At 61.2% G+C, this 21,817-nt stretch carries 18 protein-coding genes and 1 tRNA gene; 12 read left to right on the forward strand and 7 right to left on the reverse strand.

Annotated features, from left to right (window positions below; all coding sequences use genetic code 11):
• Positions 1-95: 95 nt before the first annotated feature.
• On the reverse strand, positions 96-515 hold the full coding sequence (locus ACM1PE_RS00365) for a hypothetical protein (protein WP_059373688.1): 420 nt from the start codon (positions 513-515) through the stop codon (positions 96-98).
• A complete protein-coding gene (locus tag ACM1PE_RS00370; RefSeq protein WP_054457561.1) occupies positions 512-952 on the reverse strand; it encodes a Fur family transcriptional regulator in 441 nt (146 codons plus the stop codon). Before ACM1PE_RS00370 ends, ACM1PE_RS00365 begins: the two co-directional genes overlap by 4 nt.
• Positions 953-1,056: 104 nt before the next feature.
• Here ACM1PE_RS00370 and ACM1PE_RS00375 point away from each other — a divergent pair, with 104 nt between their 5' ends.
• Both ACM1PE_RS00375 and ACM1PE_RS00380 read left to right on the forward strand, forming a co-directional pair.
• Positions 1,057-1,839: a helix-turn-helix domain-containing protein gene (locus tag ACM1PE_RS00375; protein ID WP_419342235.1), complete on the forward strand. Its 783-nt coding sequence runs from the start codon at positions 1,057-1,059 to the stop codon at positions 1,837-1,839.
• 186 nt (positions 1,840-2,025) lie between these two features.
• Positions 2,026-2,889, forward strand: coding sequence for an alpha/beta hydrolase (locus tag ACM1PE_RS00380; RefSeq protein WP_419342237.1), 864 nt, complete (start codon positions 2,026-2,028; stop codon positions 2,887-2,889).
• Between the two features lie 12 nt (positions 2,890-2,901).
• On the opposite strand, the gene ACM1PE_RS00385 is transcribed toward ACM1PE_RS00380, so the two are convergent.
• Entirely contained in the window at positions 2,902-3,363 is a 462-nt protein-coding gene (locus ACM1PE_RS00385) for a YkgJ family cysteine cluster protein (RefSeq protein ID WP_059373686.1), read from the reverse strand.
• A gap of 239 nt (positions 3,364-3,602) precedes the next feature.
• Here ACM1PE_RS00385 and ACM1PE_RS00390 point away from each other — a divergent pair, with 239 nt between their 5' ends.
• Positions 3,603-4,208 (forward strand): DNA-3-methyladenine glycosylase I, encoded by a 606-nt coding sequence (locus ACM1PE_RS00390; RefSeq protein ID WP_251877905.1) that lies wholly within the window; start codon positions 3,603-3,605, stop codon positions 4,206-4,208.
• A 19-nt stretch (positions 4,209-4,227) separates the two neighbouring features.
• On the opposite strand, the gene ACM1PE_RS00395 is transcribed toward ACM1PE_RS00390, so the two are convergent.
• Entirely contained in the window at positions 4,228-6,150 is a 1,923-nt protein-coding gene (locus ACM1PE_RS00395) for an LTA synthase family protein (protein ID WP_306634182.1), read from the reverse strand.
• Between the two features lie 346 nt (positions 6,151-6,496).
• On the opposite strand from ACM1PE_RS00395, the gene ACM1PE_RS00400 reads away from it, so the two are divergent.
• Positions 6,497-8,584, forward strand: a complete 2,088-nt coding sequence (locus ACM1PE_RS00400) for an AsmA family protein (protein WP_059373684.1) — start codon at positions 6,497-6,499, stop codon at positions 8,582-8,584.
• A 3-nt stretch (positions 8,585-8,587) separates the two neighbouring features.
• Here ACM1PE_RS00400 and ACM1PE_RS00405 read toward each other — a convergent pair whose 3' ends face one another.
• Both ACM1PE_RS00405 and ACM1PE_RS00410 read right to left on the reverse strand, forming a co-directional pair.
• A complete protein-coding gene (locus ACM1PE_RS00405) occupies positions 8,588-10,177 on the reverse strand; it encodes a sensor domain-containing diguanylate cyclase (RefSeq protein ID WP_419342240.1) in 1,590 nt (529 codons plus the stop codon).
• Between the two features lie 4 nt (positions 10,178-10,181).
• Positions 10,182-10,799, reverse strand: a complete 618-nt coding sequence (locus ACM1PE_RS00410) for a TetR/AcrR family transcriptional regulator (RefSeq protein ID WP_118932628.1) — start codon at positions 10,797-10,799, stop codon at positions 10,182-10,184.
• Between the two features lie 114 nt (positions 10,800-10,913).
• Between ACM1PE_RS00410 and ACM1PE_RS00415 the strand changes: the two genes are divergently transcribed.
• The 8 genes from ACM1PE_RS00415 to ACM1PE_RS00450 all read left to right on the forward strand — a co-directional run bounded on the left by ACM1PE_RS00415 (position 10,914) and on the right by ACM1PE_RS00450 (position 20,129).
• Positions 10,914-11,660 (forward strand): 3-oxoacyl-ACP reductase family protein, encoded by a 747-nt coding sequence (locus tag ACM1PE_RS00415; protein ID WP_419342242.1) that lies wholly within the window; start codon positions 10,914-10,916, stop codon positions 11,658-11,660.
• 152 nt (positions 11,661-11,812) lie between these two features.
• Positions 11,813-11,888 (forward strand) — tRNA-Lys (locus tag ACM1PE_RS00420).
• 255 nt (positions 11,889-12,143) lie between these two features.
• Positions 12,144-13,337 carry a tyrosine-type recombinase/integrase gene (locus ACM1PE_RS00425; RefSeq protein ID WP_419342244.1) on the forward strand — a complete coding sequence of 398 codons (1,194 nt, stop codon included), beginning with the start codon at positions 12,144-12,146 and terminating at the stop codon, positions 13,335-13,337.
• A 159-nt stretch (positions 13,338-13,496) separates the two neighbouring features.
• A complete protein-coding gene (locus ACM1PE_RS00430; protein WP_419342246.1) occupies positions 13,497-14,441 on the forward strand; it encodes a replication initiation protein in 945 nt (314 codons plus the stop codon).
• A gap of 626 nt (positions 14,442-15,067) precedes the next feature.
• Positions 15,068-16,636, forward strand: a complete 1,569-nt coding sequence (locus ACM1PE_RS00435) for an SAVED domain-containing protein (RefSeq protein WP_419342248.1) — start codon at positions 15,068-15,070, stop codon at positions 16,634-16,636.
• 12 nt (positions 16,637-16,648) lie between these two features.
• Positions 16,649-17,857: a nucleotidyltransferase gene (locus tag ACM1PE_RS00440; RefSeq protein WP_419342250.1), complete on the forward strand. Its 1,209-nt coding sequence runs from the start codon at positions 16,649-16,651 to the stop codon at positions 17,855-17,857.
• Positions 17,854-19,644, forward strand: coding sequence for a ThiF family adenylyltransferase (locus ACM1PE_RS00445; RefSeq protein WP_419342252.1), 1,791 nt, complete (start codon positions 17,854-17,856; stop codon positions 19,642-19,644). The genes ACM1PE_RS00440 and ACM1PE_RS00445 overlap by 4 nt, the downstream gene beginning before the upstream one ends.
• Positions 19,644-20,129: a Mov34/MPN/PAD-1 family protein gene (locus ACM1PE_RS00450; RefSeq protein ID WP_419343807.1), complete on the forward strand. Its 486-nt coding sequence runs from the start codon at positions 19,644-19,646 to the stop codon at positions 20,127-20,129. The genes ACM1PE_RS00445 and ACM1PE_RS00450 overlap by 1 nt, the downstream gene beginning before the upstream one ends.
• Before the next feature lie 119 nt (positions 20,130-20,248).
• Here the strand turns inward: ACM1PE_RS00450 and ACM1PE_RS00455 are convergent, their stop codons facing one another.
• Positions 20,249-21,466, reverse strand: coding sequence for a hypothetical protein (locus ACM1PE_RS00455; RefSeq protein ID WP_419342254.1), 1,218 nt, complete (start codon positions 21,464-21,466; stop codon positions 20,249-20,251).
• Between the last annotated feature and the right edge of the window lie 351 nt (positions 21,467-21,817).

Here is a 21,817-nt window from a genome sequence, read left to right on the forward strand (position 1 = left end):
CCTGGGTTGAGGGGGCGCGCTACCCGGCGGGTACCAGCGCCTTGACATCAATGGACAACGGCGCTGGCGGCCAACTCTTAAATCGACGGAGCCTTCTAGTCCACGATGAAGCCTCCCGGGCCGGACTGGCCGAGCAGTTCACGGGCACATTGCGCCGCCTGGCCGGCGGTGGCCACGGCCAGGAATGGCACGCCGAAGGCGCGGGTCATTTTTTCGCCGCGTTTGCGGATCTTGTCCAGCGCTTCGGCATTGCCCTCCACGGCGATGAAGGCCCGGCAACGGGCCTTCAGGCGCGGCATGTTGGCGGTCTGCCATTCGATCATTGCCTTGCGGTCGGCCTGGCCGGCTTCCTGCCGCATGTCGGGTACGACCATGACGAAGCTCTGGGGGTTGTCCACCAGCATCTCCATTTCGCGTATCCAGCTGGCGGAATAGCCGTCGGGCGCGCCGCCATGCCTGGACGTGACGATGGGAAACTGGGATAGGTCGTGGAAGAAAAACTGTTCGTGGTTCATTCGAATTCTCCGTGAGGAAGGGCGGCGGCGTTCTTGCCGCAGCCGCAGTGGCCGTAAAGCACCAGGCTGTAGGAGTCCAGCAGGAAGCCGCTGCGCTTGGCGATCTTCCGGACCAGCTGGCCCATGGCCGGGTCGCTGGACTCCAGGATCCGTCCGCAATCGGTGCAGACCAGATGGTCGTGGTGTCCCTTGTCGTTGAGCTCGTACACGGTGGTGTGGGCGTCGAGCTGAGTTCGTTTGAGCAGGCCGGCGCCTTCAAGTTGCGTGATGACGCGATAAACCGTGGCCAGGCCGATGTTGCTGCTGTCCGAGAGCAGGTTGCGGTAGATGTCGGCGGGACTCATGTGCAGGCCGGCATGTTGATAGAAGAGATCCAGGATCTTCATGCGCGGGAAGGTGGCCTTGATGCCGGCATGGCGCAGTCTTGAGTGGTCCATGGGAGGTTTTCCTTGCGTGGCTGATATCCAGGTGAGAATGATGTACATTTCCAACTGGGCCCGCTCACCGGAAACCGTCAACCTGTAGCTCAAACCTGCCAACCATGCTTCACGTGGCCGTGGCGCCTCCCCTGCCGGACGTATTGCTGACGCCGTTCAGCGTCCAGGGACGGCGTGAATCCAAAGGCATTGCCGTACCTACTCATGTCCATGACGAGGGCATGCTGGTGCTCGTGCACGAAGGGCTGGTACTGGTGCAGGCGGGCGCCCAGGTTTGGACGGTGATGCCGGGCAGCCTGGGCTGGATTCCGCCGGGCGTGCAGCACGGCGCACGCTGGTTCGGCGAAGCGCGCGGGTCCTTCCTGTATGTGCGCCGCGATGCCTGCGAGCGCCTGCCGGACCGCTGCCGCTCCTGGCCCGCGTCCAGGCTGATCGAAGCCCTGATGGACCGCTTTACCTCGGTCCAGCCGAACACGACGTTGTCTCCCGCCTACCAGGAACAGTTGTTCGATGTGCTGCTGGAAGAACTCAAGCAGCGCGAGCATGAACCCGTGCTGTTGCCCATGCCTGCCGATCCGCGTTTGCGGGATCTGGCCAATACGCTGCTGGACCGGCCCGATGACACCGCCGGCATCGATGAGTGGGCGCAGCGCCTGAGCATGTCCTCGCGCACATTGATGCGCCGCTTCCGCCAGGAAACGGGCGTCACGCTGGGGCAATGGCGCCAGCAGGCGCGCTTGTTGCGCGCCCTGGAGCTGCTTTGCCGCGGCGGCTCCGTCACCGAGGCCGGCCTCTCTGTGGGTTACGAGAGCACCAGCGCCTTCATCGGCAGCTTCCGCGCCGCCTTCGGCGTGACGCCCACGCGCTACCTGGCTGAACGCGAGTAGCGCGGTCCCGGCCGCGGGCTTTACGGATTTTCACGGTTCTCCGACAGTTTTGCCGATCTTCCCGGACACCCCCTGCCTAGTATGACGCCAGGGTCGGACAGGCCTTTTCGTCCTGCCCGCCATGCTTCAGGGGTGTTTCATGAATGACTTGTTTTTATTGGCGTTGCCGCCGGCCAGGAGTGCGCCGTGAGCCAGCAACGCGTTGGCGCGCTGCTTATCCACGGCTTGGGCGGCACCGAATTCGACATGGGCGCCATGCACAAGGTGCTGGCGCGCGCCGGGGTCGAACCCCACGGCGTGACCTTGCCCGGCCATGCCGGTTGTCCGGAAGATCTGCTTGATGTGACGGTCGAGGACTGGATGGCGGTGGTCACGCAGCGCTATCGCGAACTATGCGCGCAATACGAGGTGCTGCACGTGATCGGCATGTGCCTGGGCGCCTTGCTGGCGGTGGAGCTTTGCAAGCGCGAATCGCACGCGCGCGGCGCGCTGGTATCGCTGTCCGCGCCAGTGTTCCTGGATGGGTGGAGCACGCCCTGGTACCGGGCCGTGCGCTATCTGGCGTACCGTCTACCGGGCCTGCGGCGGCGGATCCGGGTGCGCGAGGAAGATCCATATGGCGTCAAAAGTGAACTGGTGCGCGCCTTCATCAAGGCAGGCTTTGCGCGCGGCGACGGGTTCCATTACCAATGGGTGCCGCTGGCCTGCGTGCGCCAGGTGGACCGGCTGCGCGCCATGGTCCGGCGCGGGCTGGAGCGCATGCGCTGCCCGACCCTGATCATGCACGCGGAAGAGGATGAACTGACCAGCCCGCGCTCAGCCCGCTTCCTGGAGCAGCGTATTGCCCAGTCGACGGTGGTGATGCTGCAGGACAGCTATCACATGATCTGCGTGGATCAGGAGCGCGAACGGGTGATGCGCAATGTGCTGGGCTTTCTGGGCAAGGATCCGGACATCGTCCGCATGCGCAAGCGGGTTCCGGCGCCCGCCGCCGACGTTTGCTCCGGGCAGGCGATGCTGGCGCAGGCCAGCCATTCCTGCGCCGGCTGAAAACCCGCTGCCTCAGGCCGCGGCGGGCTGGTTGGGGTGCAGGGGGCCTTGCGGATCGTTCTCGGCGTCCGGCCGGGGCGGCACCGGGGCCAGGCCCAGCGCCAGGCGCAGGCGCTGGCAATCCGGATTGGGCGAGCCGTCCGGCATCCAGATGTCGAATTCCCGGCAGGGCGTGGGGCGATTTTCATAGATGGCGCAATGGATGCCGGGCTGGCCGAGTTCGCCGCGTAGCGAGATGCAGCGGCCGCCGCCGGTTTCCGTGCCCTTCATGCAGGCGCGCAGCGGGCTCATCTGGGTCACCAGTTCCACCGGCACATGGCCGCCGTTCTCGCCGGCCAGTTCGCCGCAATAGAACGACACCCTGAAATGCGCGCAGCATGCCCCGCAGTCCAGACAGGGGTTGGCGGCCGGGTCGTCGCCAGCCAGGACGGCAGGCGAGACGAAGGAAATGAGAGAGGACTCTAGCAGGGACATGGCGCGCGGAGGGCTGAAAACCTGTCCAGGCCCCGGCTGGCTTGCAAAACGGGCCGCATGACGCAGACCCCCCGTACAGCGCCGGGACGCGCGCGGACAGGGCCGGCGCGGGATCAGGGCTGCAAATAGTAGCGGGATATGATCGGCGGCCGCCATGCTTTTTTTGCGCATGGGCGGACTTTTATCGGGGACGTTGCTGCGGTAGCATCGGTAGCCCCGATAGCGCCCAGGAGCCTGCCTTGAACGCCAACACCGAATCCCCCGACGGTCTGATCCGTTGCGGCTGGGTGGACACCTCCGCCGAGTACATGGCCTACCACGACACCGAATGGGGCTACCCCGAGGGCGACGACCGGGCGCTGTTCGAGCAGCTTTGCCTGGAGGGATTCCAGTCGGGGTTGAGCTGGCGCACCATCCTGTCCAAGCGCGACGCGTTTCGGCGCGGCTTCGCCAACTTCGAGCCCGCGAAAGTGGCGCGCTTCGGCGAAAAAGAGGTGCTGAGGCTGCTGGACGACGCCGGCATCGTGCGCCATCGCGGCAAGATCGAAGCCGTGATCAACAATGCCGCCCGCGCGCTGGAAATGATCGAGCGCGAAGGCTCGCTGGGCGCCTACCTGTGGCGTTTCGAAGCCCCGAAGGGGACGCCGTCGACCCGCGGCGCCTCGACCTCGGCGCAATCCGAGGCCTTGTCCAAGGCGCTGAAGAAACTGGGCTGGAAGTTCGTCGGGCCCACCACCGTCTATGCATTCATGCAGTCGGTGGGCATGGTGAATGACCACAGCCCTGATTGCCATTGCCACGCCGCCAGCGAGAAAGCCCGCAAGGCATTCAAGCGGCCGGCGTAGCGGCCGCGGGGCAGGGGGCTCAGGCGGCAGGCCTGTCGCCGGGGGCGGATGATGCGCCAGCCTGTTCCGGCAGGCTGTAGCGGCCTTCGCGATAGGCCCAGCTGGGCCACAGCGCGTGCGCAAGCGCCTCGGCGGCGAGCTCCGGGTCCAGCGGCACGGGCGCGTATTCCTCGGGTGCCGTGTAGCGATATTGCAGCGGCGTCTTGTTGGGCGCCATCACCAGCAGCTCGTCTTCCTTCAGATAGCCGTAGGTGTTGTCGTACTGCATGATCGCCCGGCCCGGCGTGCTGCGGGTGAGGTCGTGGCCGATCATGGGGTGCTCGGTGTCCACGCCTATCAGCGACAGCAGGGTCGGCGCCAGGTCGATCTGGCTGATCAGGCGGTCGTCGCGGCGCGGCTCGATGCCGGCGCCCAGGATCACGGCCGGAATATGGAAGTGGCGCACGGGCACCAGGCTGGCGCCGAAGACGCGGGAATCATGATCCGCCGCTATCAGGAACACGGTGTTTTCCCAGTACGGCGAGGCCTTGGCGCGTTCGAAGAAGCGGCCCAGCGCCCAGTCGGCGTAGCGCACGGTGTTTTCCACGGTGGCCGGGTTGCCGTCGGTCTGGATGCGGCCTGCCGGGTACTCCCAGGGCGAATGGTTGGACACGCTGAAGGCCAGCGTGAAGGTGGGCTGGTCGCCATCTTCGCGCAGCAGCCGATCCAGCTGATTGAACATGTCTTCGTCCGACGCGCCCCAGGTGCCGACAAAGGCCGGGTCCACGAAATCGGGCCGATCCACGATCTGCTTGAAGCCGTTGCCCAGGAAGAAGCCCTTCATATTGTCGAAGTGCGATTCGCCGCCGTAGATGAAGCGCGAATGGTAGCCATGGCGTCCGAGCAGATCGGCCAGCGAGAAGAAGCCGCGCTGCGAGCGCGGCAGCTTCAGTACCGCCTGGGCGGGAGTGGGCAGAAAGCCAGTGACCACCGCTTCGAGCCCGCGCACCGAGCGGGTGCCGGTGGCATAGGCGCGGGTGAAGGTCCAGGCCTCGCGCGCGAGGGCGTCCAGTTCCGGCGTCAGGTCGGCGCCGCCCAGGCCGGCGCAATATTGCGCGCCCAGGCTTTCTTCCAGGATGATCACAAGGTTCAGCGGCCGCGCCGTCTTGCGCGTGGCCACCTGGCGGTGCAGGCTGGGATAGTCGGGGTTGGCGGGCGGGTTGGGCAGGCCGGCTTGGGCCAGCACCGTCCCGTGCATCTTGTCGTCGTCCATGCCGCCATATACGGCCGAGGCGGACTTTTCGTTCTTCATGCTGTAAATGGCGTAGAACACGTTGTAGAGCGAGTTCAGCGCCAGCGTGTTGAGCATGCCGTCCGAGCTGTAGGCGACCGAGGACGGGTTGATCGGGCGGTGGCCCAGCGTGCCGCGGATGGCCAGGATGACGATGGCGAGAATGGCCAGGCTGGCCAGCGGCATCTGCCACCAGCTCAGTTGCGCGTCGGGCTGGGCGTGGCCGAACAGGCCGTAGGCGCCCCAGCCAATGAGGGCCACCACGGCCAGGCCGCCCACCAGCGCGCCCTTGTAGCCGCGCCAGAGCATGCCGGAGACTTCGCGCGGATGCTTCAGGTATTCGACGAACAGGCGGTTGGGGCGGGAGTCGTATTCCAGGATGAAGGGCGGGGTGGCGACTTCCAGAAAGGCCAGCAGGATGAAGGCGACCAAGTACCAGTAGCCGGCCAGCGTGGCGGCCAGCGGGATGTGGCCGAACAAGGGCGACAGCACGGCCGGCAGCGCCGCCAGCACGGCGATCTGGTGCGCATCGATGCGCAGCCCTCCCAGCAGCAGGGGGATCAGCCCCCCGGCATCGCGCACGCGCTTGGACTGCCAAGCGGCGAGAGCCAGGCGACTGAGCGTCAGCAGCGCAAATGCCGCCACCACGAAAATCAAGGTCGAATGCCGCATCGGGCCTCCAGGTTGTTCTGCTGCCCGGTCCGAGGGGCCGGGGTCTGTCGTTCAGGCATTTGAGCGTTGCCGGCGTCGAAAATTCGGTAGGCGCCGATGCCTGGGTCACATTTCGCCGCGCGGAGCTATTTCGTTTTGTAACCGGCCGCCACGGGGCCAGGCACGCGCCATGCTGGGCAAACCCCGGCTGGCGCGTGCCGGGTGGCGCTGCGTGGAGAGCCTGGCGAGGAAAAATCCGCACACATTATGGGGCCGGAAAGCCTGGCCGGCGCCGCAGGCCGCGATACCCTTGACGGTAACGAGGGCCGGCAGCGGTACGCCGGCCGCAATGCCAAGGATAATAACCATGACGCGCTCAGGAAAAATAGCGATCGGGATTGTAGGGGGAGCGGCGCTCCTCGTGGCGGTACTGGTGGCCGTGATCGCCACCTTCGACTGGAATCGCGCCAAGCCTTTCATCAATGAGCGGGCCAGCGCCGCGGTCGGGCGCTCCTTCGCCATCAACGGCGATCTCAGCGTCAAATGGACGCGCGAACCCGACGAGGGCGGCTGGCGGGCCTGGGTGCCATGGCCGCATGTCATTGCCAACGATATCTCCGTGGCCAATGCGCCCTGGGCCAAGGCGCCCCAGTTCGCAACCCTCAAGCGCGGCGAGTTCAGCCTGGCGCTCCTGCCGCTGCTGCGCCAGCGCGTGGTCATCCGCCGCATCCAGCTGACCGAACCCGCCGCCGATCTGCAGCGCCTGGCCGACGGCCGCGCCAACTGGGAGTTCACGCTGCCAGAAACCGGCGAGCCTTCGCCCTGGGTGCTGGACATCAATGAGATTGGCTTTGACAAGGGCCGGGTGGCGCTGATGGACGAAGTTCTCAAGGCGGACCTGACCGTGCTGGTCGATCCTCTGGGCAAGCCGGTGCCGTTCGCCGACGTGGCCGGGGCAGCCTTTGCAGCGGAAGAGGGTGGGGCCGCACCGTCGCCGCGCGACTACGTTTTCGGCTGGAAGCTGGACGGCAAGTTCAAGGGCCTGGCCACCAAGGGCGAAGGCAAGGTCGGCGGCATGCTGGCCCTGCAGGACGCCAGGCAGCCTTTTCCTGTGCAGGCGGACGTAACCATCGGCGGTACCCGGGCTTCAATCGCGGGAACCTTGACCGATCCGGTCAACCTCGGCTCGCTGGATCTGCGTTTGAAGCTGTCGGGCGCGTCCATGGCGCAGCTATATCCGCTGACGGGCGTCACGCTGCCGGACACGCCGCCGTATTCCACCGACGGCCACTTGGTGGCCAAGCTGCGTAATCCCGGTGGAGCGGTGTTCGACTACAAGGATTTCAACGGCAAGGTGGGCAACAGCGATCTGCATGGCGACATCAGCTTCGCATTGAGCATGCCCCGGCCCAAGCTGACCGGCAAGCTTTCCTCCAAACAGTTGCGCATGGAGGACCTGGGGCCGCTGATCGGCGTGCCATCGGGCAAGGTCGCGGGCGCCGAAACGGACAAGGCCAAGGACGCGCCGGCCAAGCCGAAGGGGGGCAAGGTGCTGCCCACGCAGGCATTCCGTACCGACCGCTGGCGTGACATGGATGCCGACGTTGCGCTGGACGCCGGCCGCATCGTGCATGACAGCAAGCTGCCGCTGTCGGACCTGTCCGTGCACCTGGTGCTGCAGGATGGCAAGCTCACGCTGGAACCGTTGCGCTTCGGCATGGCTGGCGGCAATATCAATTCGACCATACGGCTGGATGGCTCCGGCTCGACCCTGACCGGGCGTGTGGACATCAGCGCGCGCCGCTTGCGGCTCAAGCAACTCTTCCCCTCCACCGCCGCCATGCAGAAAACGCTGGGCGAGCTGAATGGCGACATGGCGCTGAGCGGCGCGGGGAACTCGGTCGCAGCCCTGCTGGGCACCGCGACGGGCGATGTGAAGATGCTGGTCAACGATGGCGTCATCAGCCGCAGCCTGATGGAGATCGCGGGGCTCAACGTGGGCAACTACGTCGTCTCCAAGCTGTTCGGCGACGACGAGGTGAAGATCAATTGCGGCGCGGCCGACCTGGAAATGAAGAACGGCGTGATGACGCCGCGCGTGTTCGTGTTCGACACCGAGAACGCGCTGATCAGCATCACCGGCACGGCTGACTTCAAGAACGAGAAGATGGACCTGGACATCACTCCGGACAGCAAGGGCTTCCGCATCTTCTCGCTGCGCTCTCCCTTGTATGTACGGGGCACCTTCGGCTCGCCGGACGTGGGGGTACATGTGCTGCCCCTGGCGGCGCGCGGCGCGGGCATGGTGGCCCTGGGCGTACTGCTGACGCCGGCCGCCGGGTTGCTGGCGCTGGTTGCGCCCAGCACCACCGACGACAATGCCTGCGGTCCCTTGCTGAAGCAGATGCGCGTGCCGCCCAAGGCGCCGCCGCCCGCTCCGTCCAAAGGCAAATAGAGCTCAGGCCGGCGAGGCCCGGCGCGCTCCGGTCTGGGCGTCGTCGTCCGCGACGCAGACGGCGTCGCGGCCGTGGTTCTTGGCGTAGTAGAGCGCCTGGTCGGCGCGTTGCAGTACGGCGTCCAGCGTCGCGCCATGCGCGGGGTAGGCCGCTACTCCCGCCGAAATGGTGAAGGGCGTGGCGACGGCGCCCGGCTCGGTGGCAATGCGCTGACGCAGCCGCTCCACCAGGGCGATGGCGGCTTCCAGGGGGGCGCCGGGCAGCAGCATGACGAACTCCTCGCCGCCGGCGCGCGCCACGGTGTCGCCGCTGCGCGAACCGTCGCTCATCAGCTTGGCCAGGGATTGCAGCGCGCGATCGCCTTCCGCGTGGCCGTAGCGGTCATTGATGTGCTTGAAGTGGTCAATGTCGATGACTACGGCCGCCACCGGCTGTTTCTCGGCTTGCAGCAGCGCCAGTGCCTCGTCCATTCCCCGCCGGTTCAAGAGGCCTGTCAAGGTATCGGTAGTGGTTTCACGGCGCAGGTCGCGGATTTTGTGGTGGATCGAGGACAGCCCCGCCAGCAGCGCGCGCTTGAGTTGCGCGGCTTCAAAGTACCAGGAGCGCACGTTGCGGATGCGATCCGCTGAATCCGCGTTCTGCATGTGCTTGGCGATGCCGGCCAGTTCGCCTAGCGGCCGGGCGATCCAGCGCGACAGCAGCCAGATGGAGGCCACTGAAAGCAGCAGCAGCGGCAAGGTATGGAGAGCGGTGGTCAGAAGCAGATCGCCCAGAGGTTGCAAGGTCGCGTCGACGTGGCGTTGCGCGATGATGCTCCAGCCCATGCTGGGCACTGGCGCATAGCCCGTCAGCAACGCGTGGCCGTCGTCGTCGGTGAAGCGCATTTCGCCGGTTTCGCCTCGCAAGGCGGGGGCGAACGCGTCGGATTTGGAGACGCTCTGTCCCAAGCGGCCGGGGTCGGGGTGATAGATCAGGGTGCCGTTGCGATCGATGACGTAAAGAGAGGAGTCGCCGCGGTAGAAGTGCTGGCTCAGCAGGTGATCCAGCATGTTGTGCTCATGCAGGTAGAGCGTGCCGCCGAGAAACCCCAGATAGCGGTGGTCGGCCGAGAAAATCGGGTGGGTGTACAGGATCAGCCAGCGGTTCTTGAGGTCCATGAACGGGGCGCTGACCGTCGGGTGCAAGGTCGCCTGCGCGCGGCTGACGGCCTCGCTGTTCAGTTGCTGGCCCAGCAACGCGCGGTCCGAGGTCGATGCCGCCAGTACCGTGCCTTGTGGCGACACGACAAACGTGGAGTTGAACTGGCCGAGCTGCCGTTCCTGGCGCTGCGTCTCGGCCGCCATGTGTTCGGGATGCACTTCCATGTCGGCCAGCATCTCCGCGCTATACGACAGATAGTTCCTGAGGTCGGTCAGGAACACGTCGGTCACGGAAGCCAGCTTGGAGGCGTAGGCCTGGTTGAGTTCCAGCGCGGTGCGCAGCAGAAGATCACGCTGCACCAGGTAACTGGCATGCAGGCTGCCCATCAGCGCGAGCAGAACCGACAGCAAGCTGATCCACAGGATGAGATGCCGCAGGTTGATCCGGAACATGGCGTTATCCGTTAGGTATGCTTTCGGTCAGCGCGTCCCAGGCTCTCATCGCCTGTCTGGCCACGGCTTGCAAGGTCTTGCGGCTGGCGCCGTCGCGCGCCTGGATCGACATGCCATGCAGCACGGTGGTGTAGAAGGCGGCCAGGCTCTTGAGATCGACGCCGGCGGGCAGTTCGCCATCGGATGCGCCAGCATTGAGGCGGGCCAGGATGCGGCTTTGCATGTCGCGGCGGTTGTCGCCCAGGAAGTCGCCCACGCCGGCCTGATTCACGCAGCCTGCCGGCGCGCTCAGCACGATCATGCAGCCCGACGGCGTACCCGGAGCGGTGAAGCGTTCTGCGGAAGCCAGCAGCATGGATTGGATGGCTTCGCGCGCCGTGGGCGCTTCTTGCAGCGCGCGTCGCGCCGAGCTGCCCTCGGTTTCGCGGTAGAGCTCCACCGCTTCGCGGAATAGTCCTTCCTTTGAGCCGAATGCGCCGTAAAGGCTGGGCGAATTGATGCCCATCGCCGCCGTGAGGTCGGTCAGCGATGCTCCGTCATATCCCTTCGACCAGAAGACGTCCATGGCCTTGCGCAAGGCCTGGGCACGATCGAAGTTCCTGGGGCGCCCACGTTCTGCCATGGGCGTGATTTTACTCGTCAGAGAATTTTGTGGTGATCGATAAAAAATAGTTGACGGACGTCAATGCGCTCGGCGAATATATTTGTATCGATCACTACAAATGTGGATATCGCAATGCCGAATCTGACTGGAAAAATTGCCTTCGTCACCGGCGGCAGCCGGGGGATCGGGGCCGCCATCGTGCGCCGCCTCGCGGCCGATGGCGCCGACGTGGCTTTCACTTACGTGAGCGCTTCCTCGGCCGCCGGCGCGCAGGCGCTGGTACGTGAACTGTCGGTGGACGGGCGCCGCGCGCTCGCCATCCAGGCAGATGCGGCGGACGCGTCCGCGGTTCGCGGCGCGGTCGACCGGGCCGTCGCCGAACTGGGACCGATAGACGTGCTGGTCAACAACGCCGGCATCTTCCTGGCCGGCACGATCGGCGAAACCAGCCTCGACGACTACGAGCGCACCATGGACGTCAACGTGCGCGCGCCGTTCGTCGCCATTCAAGCGGCACAGGCGTCCATGCCGGACGGCGGACGCATCATCAACATCGGCAGCTGCCTGGCAGGCCGCGCGGGCCGCGCAGGCGTTGCGCTGTATGCCGCCAGCAAGTCCGCGCTGGTCGGCCTGACCCAGGGCCTGGCGCGCGACCTCGGCGCACGCGGTATCACCGCCAATGTGGTGCACCCCGGCCCGATCGACACCGACATGAATCCCGCCGACGGCGCGCATGCGGCGGACCTGGTGGCGGTACTGTCCCTGCCGCACTACGGCGAGGCGCGTGATATCGCCGGCATGGTGGCGTTCCTGGCCGGGCCGGAAGGGCGCTACGTCACGGGCGCGAGCCTGTCGGTGGATGGCGGATTTGCGGCTTGAGGCAGGCCTGGGAAAAGTTTTTTTCCAGGTGACTTGCACAAACCAAAAAAGCTGCATATAATCTTTCTTCTTCGCACTACACACATAACGAAACGCAGCGGCAGCGGACTAAAAAACGCGCAGCAAAGCGGACGAAACTGAGTGAAGTTGCAGGGCTGTTAGCTCAGTTGGTAGAGCAGCGGACTCTTAATCCGTAGGTCGAGTGTTCGAGCCACTCACAGCCCACCAGAATTCTCTAGTAGTATCAAGCACTTAGCCCACCGATTGCGGTGGGCTTTTTGCTTTCTGGGAATTTTGACCGCACTTTTACCGCACTGAGCCGGTTGGTGACGACCTTGTCGAAGCCTACGGTCTTCCTCGTGCGGTCACAAAAAAAAGTCTGCCTACTATTCCCGGCGATTTATTCGCAGGCACACTCGCTTCGCAATTTTCATCTCCTGATGGCGCCGTTATACCTAACTTCAACAAGTTCGGAGGCGTTGCATGGCAACCATTCAAAAGCGCGGCGAGTACCAATACCAAGTCGAGATTCGCCGTAAGGGCTATCCGCGGCAGACCAGGACTTTTGAGTCCAAGGCTCAGGCAGAGGCCTGGGCGCGAGAGCAAGAACACAAGATGGATATGGGGCAGTTCCGTGACCTGCGACCCATGGCCCAAATCAACCTGGGCGATGCCTTGGGACGCTATATGGAACAGGTGGTTCCGACGAAGGCCCTGGGCGGCCAGCGGAACGAGCGCAATCGAATCCGGTTGTTGAAGAAACACCCGTTGGCGCAGCGCTTATTGACCAGTTTGCTCGCGGCTGACTTCGTGGCGTATCGCGATGAACGCCTCCGTGAAGTCGATAGCCCGAACACCGTGCGTCTGGAGCTAGCCCTCCTATCTCACCTGTACACCACGGCAATCAAGGAGTGGAGCTGGCCCCTTGTGCACGTGATGAAGGATGTGAAGCGACCGTCACCGCGAGAAGGCCGTGAACGCCGATTGGCGCTCAATGAAGAGTCTCGACTGCTCGAGGCTGCGCGTCACGAGAGCGTGCGAAAACCGCTCTGGCTTGAGGCGTGCATTCGCATCGCGCTCGCGACCGGCCTGCGCGCATGCGAATTGCTGACTCTGCAGTGGTCTCAGGTCGACCTGGCAAATGGGGTTGTGAATCTCACCAAAGCGATCAACGGAAGTAAACGTTCGGTCGGTCTGAACTATGAGGCGGCAGGTCTTTTGCAGCGGTTGCCACGCAACGGTGAGCGTGTGGTGCAAGGGTATTGGGAGACGGGCAAGCTGGACTGCGACTTTAAGGCGGCCTGCATTGCAGCCAGGATTGATGACCTGCATTTCCATGACTTGCGTCACGAGGCGGCCAGTAGATTCGCCCCGCATATGATGCCGCAGGAGCTCGCCAAGATCATGGGTTGGAAGACTCTTCAAATGGCAATGCGGTACTACAACCCGTCGGCACAAGAAATCGCTGAAAAGGTGCGCCAAGTGGAAGCGGCGCGGGCTGCCCTGGCCCCGCCGACTCCGCCGCGGCCCCGTGAAGCTGCAATCCCCGTGCCTTGCGGCAATGATCAGCTTGAGGACGAGCGCGGCGCACAGTGTGTGCCGGAGCAGCCGACGGAAGGGAACGTCATTCGAATTACTTTTGGAGGAAGGCGCGGCGCTCAACGCGTCGCTGCGTAACTCCGCCTGACCCAACCCCTTTAGCTGCAGCCCTTACTCAGAAAACACCCTTAGGACGGGGCTGCAATCTCTTTTTCCATATCGCCGCAGCGGCGAGGAAAAATTAAGTTTTATTTGAGGACAGCGTAGAGAACGCTGCGGCACGTCATAGGACGTGCCATGTCGGCAGCATTGCTGGCTCGTATTGAATCATCGGCACCACGTCGTCCGTGGTGTGGGAAATACAAAGATGCGGCTCGCGTACGGCCACTGCAGGTTGCGCTGAGGCTTCCATACTTGCAGATCAATTCCCCGGCGCATCGCTCCTGGCTGCAAGTGGATATCGATAACAGTCGGGGGGCTCATGTCTGGGAAGACCGCAATCTTCCTCCGCCCACCTATGTAGCAGTCAATCCAGCCAATGGCCACGCCCAGTACGGCTATGCGTTGTCTTCACCGATTTGTGTGACCGAGGCTGCCCGCGTGAAGCCGATGCGCTATCTGGCCGCTATCGAGTACGCATTCAATCTTGCATTAGGGGCTGACAGAGCTTTTCGAGGCCCCTTGGCCAAGAATCCATTGCATCCTGCGTGGTACTTGTGGCAGCCGGCCAATGATGCCGTCTACGAACTTGGCGACCTTGCTGACTACGTTGAGCTGCCTAGCTTCCAAGACGTCATGCAGAGGCGGGTCGACTTCGACCGGGCAAGTCTAGGGCGCAACTGTTACCTTTTCGAGGTGCTTCGGACGTTCGCTTATAACGCCGTCAGGCAGTTTTGGCGTCCGGGAGGGTATGAGCCGTTCCTGAACCACACTCTCATGGAAGCTGATTCCATCAACAGTACTTTTGTGCGCTCGCCAGGTTCTCTCTCTCAAAGTGAAGTGCGGGCTATTGCGCGTAGCGTCGCCAAGTGGGTATGGAAGAGATTCACGCCCGGCGACTTTGTTGCTATTCAACGTGCTCGTGGTATTGCATCCGGAGCGGCACGCCGCGAAGCCAGTCGTGACCTGCGAGATCGGGCGATAGTCAGGGCGGCGAGAGGATTGTCGACTCGTCAGATAGCGGCGGAACTCTGTGTGAATCAGTCTACGGTGGTTCGCTGGCTCAAAGCGATAACCGCCTGACGCGTGACTCATGCCGGATACCTTCTCCTTTTCAGAAGTGCATTCTAGCTTCGCATGAAAGTCGGAGGAAAGATCACTAAGGCGCGTGTCTCTTCTTTGAAGCGGGGATGTTTTGCTGTCATTGCTATGCGTGATAACTGTGAATCTACAAACTCGCGCCCGTTGCATCACAGCCGTGCAAAAAATGTCATCTGCTCACTAAACGAGACGCGTACTAGGGGCCTCTACAACCGTTGCCGCGGACTTCGGGCCGAGATGTTCAATAGGGCGGGAGCGCGACGTGATGGTCTTCTGTCGCAAAAAGAAAGTGATTGCGCCGATCTTAAGTTTGCTAGCTCTCAGGTGTGGCAAACGATAGGGCGTCCGGGTGCACCGTTACTGTCCCCGGTCTTGTGGCAGCCAGGTGACCGTCGGAGCTCCTCCACGCTCATTGCTCTGTAATAGGAATGATTTTACTATATATGGTGGTTGATTTGGCATGGCGATCAATATATAGTGCCACAACTGTGTATATAAACAGCATGTGGTGCGGTTCAAAAAAAGGATAAAAGATGCCGGACGGACGATGTCATTCGCCTCATCTGCACGTTCAACCGTTAGAACTTCCCTTGATTGAAGGCGAAGGCATGGACGATCCTCATTTCGCGGCATCTTTGCGCGAGGTTTGTGCGACACCATTAGCCCAGGTCCTTATCGTTGCCAACGGCTTTACCGCCCGAGCACTGGTTCGAGTAAATAGTGAGTCCGAATGGCATGACATCGGACATGGTGAGTTTGGGGAAGAAGCCCAGAGCGTGGTTCGCCCCCTTTTGCGGGGAGGGCGGCTTCTGTGGGCCTCCGTTGAGACTCTCCCAACAACGACTCAATTCCTTACAGAGAATCAACTTCTTGCGGCCACGACCGAGCTCATCAGGAAGTGGCAGAAAGAGGCTAAGAAACTCGGCGACCCGAAAGGAAGGCAGGCAGAAGCCTCGGCGGGTACTCGGCAAATCGTTTCTGCACTGGCCGCATGGCGATGCCAATTTCCAGGGTGTGGTGTCGACCTACGGGAACACGCATCTACCGGCCAAGGCGGGAACTTCAGCTACTTTGCGCACATCGTTGCGTCTTCGCCGAAGGGCCCTCGGGGGACAGCACAGGATTCCGAGCGGCTCGCAGATGAACCAAGCAATTTCCTCTTGTTGTGCGACTCGTGTCATCGGCTTATCGACCGGGTCAGCCCAGCAGAGTACCCCACGGAGAAACTGAATGCGATCCGAGATGCAAGCATCGCGGAGGTGTCCCGTTTGTTGGACACTTTGCGGTATCGGCAGGTAAAGCCCTATGCGCTACTAGGTAACCTTGGAAACCAAGTGGCGTACCTATCGTCGGCGGAAGTGCGAGAGGCACTCTGGAACAGCAAGCTGCGTTGCTCGAAGGACGTTCCGGAGACGCTGTTTCAGCCAGGAAGCCACCTCTACAAGGACCATACCGGTGTCTATTGGGGAGCACTTTTTGAAACGTTACGACAAGAAATCCCCCAGATACATCGTTACCTCAACGGATCAAGCAATAACGGCGCAGGCAGAGAAGAATTAGCTGTCTTTCCGCTACATCTCACTTCTATCCTAATTCTTGCGGGGCACCTCCTTGGAGACAATGGAGGTATCCATCTATTCCAGCCTCACCGCGACAGGGTGGGTGATGACATCGTGACCCGGTGGGGCTGGCCGGCGTCCGAGCCATTGCCAGCCCCAAGCAAATACAAAATGCGGGAGCTTCAACGCACAGCCGCAACTAACGCGGAAGGATGCCTTCTGGTTTCACTGACTTTCGGTATTGATCCTATCCGGCTTCCTGAGCATTGCTACAAAGAGGGCAAATGGCTCCTACCCACTATTGAAGTGTTCGTGGATGAGCCCAATCAGAACATTATTTCTCATCCAGAGGACTTGCGGCACTTCGGTAGGACCTTCAGCGATGCATTGCGGCAGATGCAAGACACGTACCAAGTTAAGAAAATTCATCTTATCGTCGGGGCTCCAGCCACAGCGGCGGTTGTCATTGGTCAGAAGATGCAGGCGCGGCACCACGCGCCATTCATTTGTCACGAATCATCTGGCGGCCCACAAGCCCCGTTTCGGCCTCGTATCGAGGTTTCCTCAACGCAAGTCACCGAGCTGGTTTCAGGAGCAACCTGCTCACTCCAACCATAAGGTGCAATTGCCATGACACAGAACCATCCGAAGCTATCAGAACGGTTGATCAAAAGCCTGGTCGCGCGCAACGATGCCCACCAGTGGGAAAAGCTGATGGCTACGCTTTTGCAAAGGCTTGAGTTGAGCCCTGGTGAACGCAATGATGCAAAGTTGGCCTACGAGCGGCTGGGCAACAGAATCGCCGCAACGCTGGGATTAAGCCAGACCGAGGTAAAGGTATACCCGCAAGGTTCGATGCGAACTCAAACCACAATCAGTCCCCGCGGGAATCAGAAGTTTGACCTCGATATTGTGGTCGAACTTCAGGGCATCCACTACATGCTGAGTCCTGATTCCGAAGGGATGTTCGCCGATTTCGGAAAAGCGCTAGAAGGAAATGAGTCGGTCACTGGCGTTCCAGAAGGAAAGCGCCGTTGCTGGCGCCTGCAATACCCAGGCAAGCCGTTTTATTTCGACGTAACGCCTGCTGTCCCTGACCTAGCCAGGAGCACAGGGGCATCGCTCAAGGTGCGAGACCCCGACACACGTTGGTCTCCATCTAATCCAGAAGATTTTGCCAATTGGTTCTGTGAACGTGCAGATAAGCGGTTCGGATTCCAGCAGAGGGCATATGATGCTGTGATCAAGGCCAACAGCGAAATACGACCGTTGCCTGAAGCGCAAGTTGGCCTGGACGACATTCTGCGTCGGACGATTCAGCTCATGAAGTTGCATCGCGACAATCTCTACTGGAACGCCGAAGACTGGCGCAAGGATGGCCAGCCGATTTCAGTCATCATTGTCACGCTAGCCACAAAAGCCTTCGAGCGCCTGCACAGCACGCGCTACCATGAGTTCACGTCGCCGATCGAAGTGGTGCTTGCGATCGTGGAGGAAATGCCGAATCACTTCGACAGCGGACCAGACCGGTACTGTGTGGCGAATCCCATGCTTCCTAAAGAGAACTTCGCAGACAGGTGGAATAACGACAATGGTGTGCGCGCACGGGAGTTCCAACGATGGCACAAGCAGCTTGAAGAGGACTTGGAGGCATTGCTTTACCAGTCAAGCAGCTCGCCCGATGAGTCACGGATACGAAGAGTGTTCGGGGGTGTTGGCGTAGAGGCATGGAAGCAGAGTCAGCCTGTCAATGACATCCTCGGGGGGCTACTCGCAAGCGGTCTGGTCAGTAATCCCTCTAGTGTTGTCCCACACGGATCAAAGGACACCCTTGGTTGACGGCAGCTAAGGCCATGACTCCTTATGAGCGCGCTGTTGCAAAGGTGGATGCCTTTTTAGCAGCCGCTCCCACCATCGCCCGTAAGCTCCCGCAGTCGCCTAACACTTGGCAACTGCAGGTTGATCACTGCTTGCTCAAGAACAAGCCGGTGATGCTGAAGCTGCCTCAGAACTTCCCGTTCACGCCAGCCAGGATTTATGTTGACGCATCGCTTTTCTTGGAACTACCCCACGTAGAGCACGACGGACGTCTCTGTCTGGCGGACACCTCCAGTCCAGACGATTACGATCATCCTGCGGATGCGGTGTTTCGTGTGATTCAGAACTTTCAAGAAAGCTGGTTTCCGCTGTGCCAAGATCCTTGCCGCGTCGAGCGGGAGTTTCAGAAAGAGAGTCTTTCATATTGGAGCAATTACTGCGGTGTCCAAGAGAGGCGCATTGGCAGGGCGCTGGCCACGACGCACACTCATGTGCAACTCCGACCGCTGGAGAATTGGTCCGAGGGCGCTGTCGCTGCATTTGTGCACAAAGGTCAGGGCGATGGAAAGCTGGTTCGTCAGATTGCTACGCTCGTGGGTGAAGAACCATACAAAGTGGCTGCCCGACACAAATGGAACACAGGGACGTTTGTTCAAGGAAAAGCACTGTTCTTACCTCTTCCATCTACTATCGCGTGGACGCCCAAGACGTGGCCAAAGACCCTATTTGAACTCGAAAGCCTCGTTGCTAATCTTACTGGCGGAGCAGTAGACCTCCTTTCTTGGATTCAACAGGGCGTACATCCCAAAAACCAGGCTCATTCCATTGATGCTCTTGGTCACACGCTGCCCGCAGACCGCGGTGCATGCCCACCGCTGCTCATTTTCATCCGAGATTCTGTTCCGTACGGTTATCAGCTGGCACCCAGCTCCATTCTCAAGCGGAAAGGTCTCAGTGTTGTTCCGCGTCTGTGCTCGCGAATCGATGCCTCATGGGCTCTTACTCGCGACCATGCCCCGGAGCCGTTCCACCAACGGCAGCAGAAGAAGGTACTAGTCATTGGTTGCGGATCCCTGGGCAGTCCTGTTGCGGAGCTGCTCGCCCGCGCGGGAGTGGGGCACCTGGATATCATCGATAACGAGTACTTTGAGGAGCCAAACATCAGTCGACACGTCCTCGGATTGTCGTCCCGAGGGCAGTCGAAGGCCGAGGCCCTCGAAGCGCGCATCAGTAGAGAAATACCCGAAGTTTCCATTACCGGCATTCGTGACGACGTGTCGCGATGGATTGCGCAAGAGGACGCGCGAGCACGCTATGACTTAATCGTCGAATGCAGCGGCGAATCGAAGGTACGAACCGTCGTATCCCAATGGCGTAGTCAAACCTTTGGCAATACGCCCGTTTTGCATGCTTGGCTTGAGCCCTTCTGCTCAGCTGCTCATGCAGTCCTGACTCTGATCGACGATCCATGGCCCTCGTCGGATCCTGCAGACGAAAAAGTCAACGCAGCGAGCTTTTCCGGATTTGATGTCAGAGTAGATTTGCCAGCTTGTGGGGTGGGCTTTCATCCCTACGGCGCGGCAGACGTTTGGCAAGCTGCCGCATTCGCGTCAGAACGAATCCTTAGTGTTCTCGATGGCCAGTGCAGCCAGGCAACAGTCTGGAGTTGGGTGAGAGCTAAAGCCTTCTACGATGGGCTTCCCGTGACGGGCGAGATTCCGCTACGCGCCATCGTGCCCAGAGAGGGCTCACGGTACGATTCCGTTATGCGAACCAGAGCCTACCGTTCAGTGATGAGCGCGTCATGATGGAGAGCCCGCTTCAGTATCAAGTTGCCGGGGCTCGCTGGAAACTGGAAATCCCGGAATCTGTTGCCCAGTTCCTTGGCCAGCACGTTCAATGCACCTGGAGGGCGAAGGAGTCGGTAGGGCAGCTGTACTCTCGAGATCTCACAGCCCCAACTATCGTCATCGACCAAGCCACGCTTCTTAAACCGCTTTGGTCGCGGCGGGCAAGGGTTCAGTTCGCGCCCAGTGCCGCGATGGCCGAACGGGAGAAGATGTTTAATCAAGGCCTTCACTGTATCGGACTATGGCATTCGCACCCAGAAAGTACGCCGACCCCATCGCGTGAGGATCTGGAGCTCGCGTCCGACTACGCGCATGCAGCTAATGGGCAGCTAAGTGGAATCGTGTTTGCCATTCTTGGGACTGCTCCATTTCCGGCAGGGCTGGCTGTGTGGATTCATGATGGAAGTTCGTTGCACGGAGCTGATAGCGTTCGTGATGGGTGATGCGCGAACCATATCAGGTAGCAGCAGGGGCTGGAGGCTATCACTGTGAGGTTCACGCAACCCGGGGGCTTTTGAGTGTTGGCGCGCCGCTGTGTATGGGAGGGGGGCGAACTACAGTTTTACATTCGAGAGAACGCCGAGCCAAGGAGGGAGTGCACATAAGTGCCACTGTCAGAACTACGCAGGTGTGCGTAATGTGCCTTGACAGTATCTACCTCGTCGTGAAGTACCGCAGCCGCGGCGTCCCAAGCGCCGGGCGCCTGCTTAAGGATAGCGGTCGGCACGATATATCTGAAGCCGTGTGCTCCAATGCCCGCGGAGCCCCACAGGTATGTCCGCGTTAAGTAGAAAACACGGTCGTTGAGCGTAGCCCATGGGCCGGCCTTCGTTGAAGGTTTACGCGATAGAAATACATAGTCGACCTCGGACGAGCCAGGCAGCATCAGTCGAAACACGCTCAAATAGCGCTCAATGTCGCCCCAAACAGACTGCGCCACCGGCATATCGTAGTTGCGATCGCGGGCCGCCCCGTCAGCGTTTTTGAATGCTCGCCTATCAATGCGGATATGCCAACTTCCGTCGGATTGCCGATAGAGGTTTCCTGAGTTGTCTGGGCGGTAGGTCAGAATCTTGAGGTTCTTCGCGCGCAAAGGATTGGAGGCCATCAGCTTGATTAGCAATACGTCTCGGGCCCAGGTAGCCTCCTCAATCCCCCCGGTGTCTGGGCGGGCGCTCTTCATCCTGGCAATCATGTCGGCCACGGCTTCCAGCGGGTTGGCTAGTTCAAGTATCCGCTTGATGGGTTCTGTTGGCACTCTTGAATTGACCGTTCCCCGCTTCATCATGGCTTTCTTTGCCGTGGCTGCCCAAGTGAACGCCTCGTTGCAGGCATCCTTCCATGTCTCGGGACGTTCTGTTGCGGGCAAACTCCGATGTAGCTCTGGACATTGGGTGAGGTAGCCGTGATCGGGATGATTGAGCGCTGCGACGAAGGATACGAACGTCAAGATGCCACGATGTACCTTGTCGTCTGAACGCTCTGTGAGCCAACGCACAAATCGGTGAATCCGAACTTTGTCGGAGAACCAGGCGATAGTTTGAACTTCTTCGAATGACTTGCCGCCGCCGCCTTGGCAGGACGGTCGAGCTAGCCAACCGAGGTAGGACGTAACATGTCCCCAGACGATGCTTGCTGTCGGGACAAATCTACCTTTTATGAAGCAGAACCATTTCTTATCGGCGTTCGCCTCAGCATGGAGGTCAGTGGCGACCCAGAAACCGCGCGTGTATCGATGAAGAATGGGGAAGTCTTCGGTTTTGTGGGCGACAAGATCCATCCACTCTCTCTTTAGCGCGGGCGATACCTCTTTCAACCTATAAGCGTCCTGTGACCGCTGCGATAGCCGTTCTCGGTACGAGATGGGGGGAGCGGGAGCCGATTCACCTTGCGCGTGACGCTTGTTGGGTCTGGCCAGGCGTTGGAGGGAGCCGGGCTCCAACGCAAAGAAGCGTTCTAGGCGATGCAGGGAAGGCCAAGCCCTCTCATTGGGACGAGTACCCTTGAGCCAATGGCGAAGTGTTGACTTGGAGAGCCCTGCGGCGCGGGAGAGTTCCGCGACGGTCGTCTGGCTTCGTTCCAATAGGTCACTCAGCACTCTTTGGAGTGGCGTGGGACTGTTCGTCGCTGC

Source organism: Achromobacter sp. PD1 (assembly GCF_048541815.1).
Lineage (GTDB): Bacteria > Pseudomonadota > Gammaproteobacteria > Burkholderiales > Burkholderiaceae_B > Achromobacter > Achromobacter bronchisepticus_A.

Coding starts and splice junctions, on each gene's coding strand:
- ACM1PE_RS00415 (WP_419342242.1), top strand. CDS start 10,914: ATGCCGAATCTGACTGGAAAAATTGCCTTCGTCACCGGCGGCAGCCGG.
- ACM1PE_RS00405 (WP_419342240.1), bottom strand. CDS start 10,177: ATGTTCCGGATCAACCTGCGGCATCTCATCCTGTGGATCAGCTTGCTG.
- ACM1PE_RS00375 (WP_419342235.1), top strand. CDS start 1,057: ATGCTTCACGTGGCCGTGGCGCCTCCCCTGCCGGACGTATTGCTGACG.
- ACM1PE_RS00385 (WP_059373686.1), bottom strand. CDS start 3,363: ATGTCCCTGCTAGAGTCCTCTCTCATTTCCTTCGTCTCGCCTGCCGTC.
- ACM1PE_RS00425 (WP_419342244.1), top strand. CDS start 12,144: ATGGCAACCATTCAAAAGCGCGGCGAGTACCAATACCAAGTCGAGATT.
- ACM1PE_RS00400 (WP_059373684.1), top strand. CDS start 6,497: ATGACGCGCTCAGGAAAAATAGCGATCGGGATTGTAGGGGGAGCGGCG.
- ACM1PE_RS00440 (WP_419342250.1), top strand. CDS start 16,649: ATGACACAGAACCATCCGAAGCTATCAGAACGGTTGATCAAAAGCCTG.
- ACM1PE_RS00370 (WP_054457561.1), bottom strand. CDS start 952: ATGGACCACTCAAGACTGCGCCATGCCGGCATCAAGGCCACCTTCCCG.
- ACM1PE_RS00395 (WP_306634182.1), bottom strand. CDS start 6,150: ATGCGGCATTCGACCTTGATTTTCGTGGTGGCGGCATTTGCGCTGCTG.
- ACM1PE_RS00365 (WP_059373688.1), bottom strand. CDS start 515: ATGAACCACGAACAGTTTTTCTTCCACGACCTATCCCAGTTTCCCATC.
- ACM1PE_RS00410 (WP_118932628.1), bottom strand. CDS start 10,799: ATGGCAGAACGTGGGCGCCCCAGGAACTTCGATCGTGCCCAGGCCTTG.
- ACM1PE_RS00430 (WP_419342246.1), top strand. CDS start 13,497: ATGTCGGCAGCATTGCTGGCTCGTATTGAATCATCGGCACCACGTCGT.
- ACM1PE_RS00450 (WP_419343807.1), top strand. CDS start 19,644: ATGGAGAGCCCGCTTCAGTATCAAGTTGCCGGGGCTCGCTGGAAACTG.
- ACM1PE_RS00435 (WP_419342248.1), top strand. CDS start 15,068: ATGGACGATCCTCATTTCGCGGCATCTTTGCGCGAGGTTTGTGCGACA.
- ACM1PE_RS00455 (WP_419342254.1), bottom strand. CDS start 21,466: ATGGATCTTGTCGCCCACAAAACCGAAGACTTCCCCATTCTTCATCGA.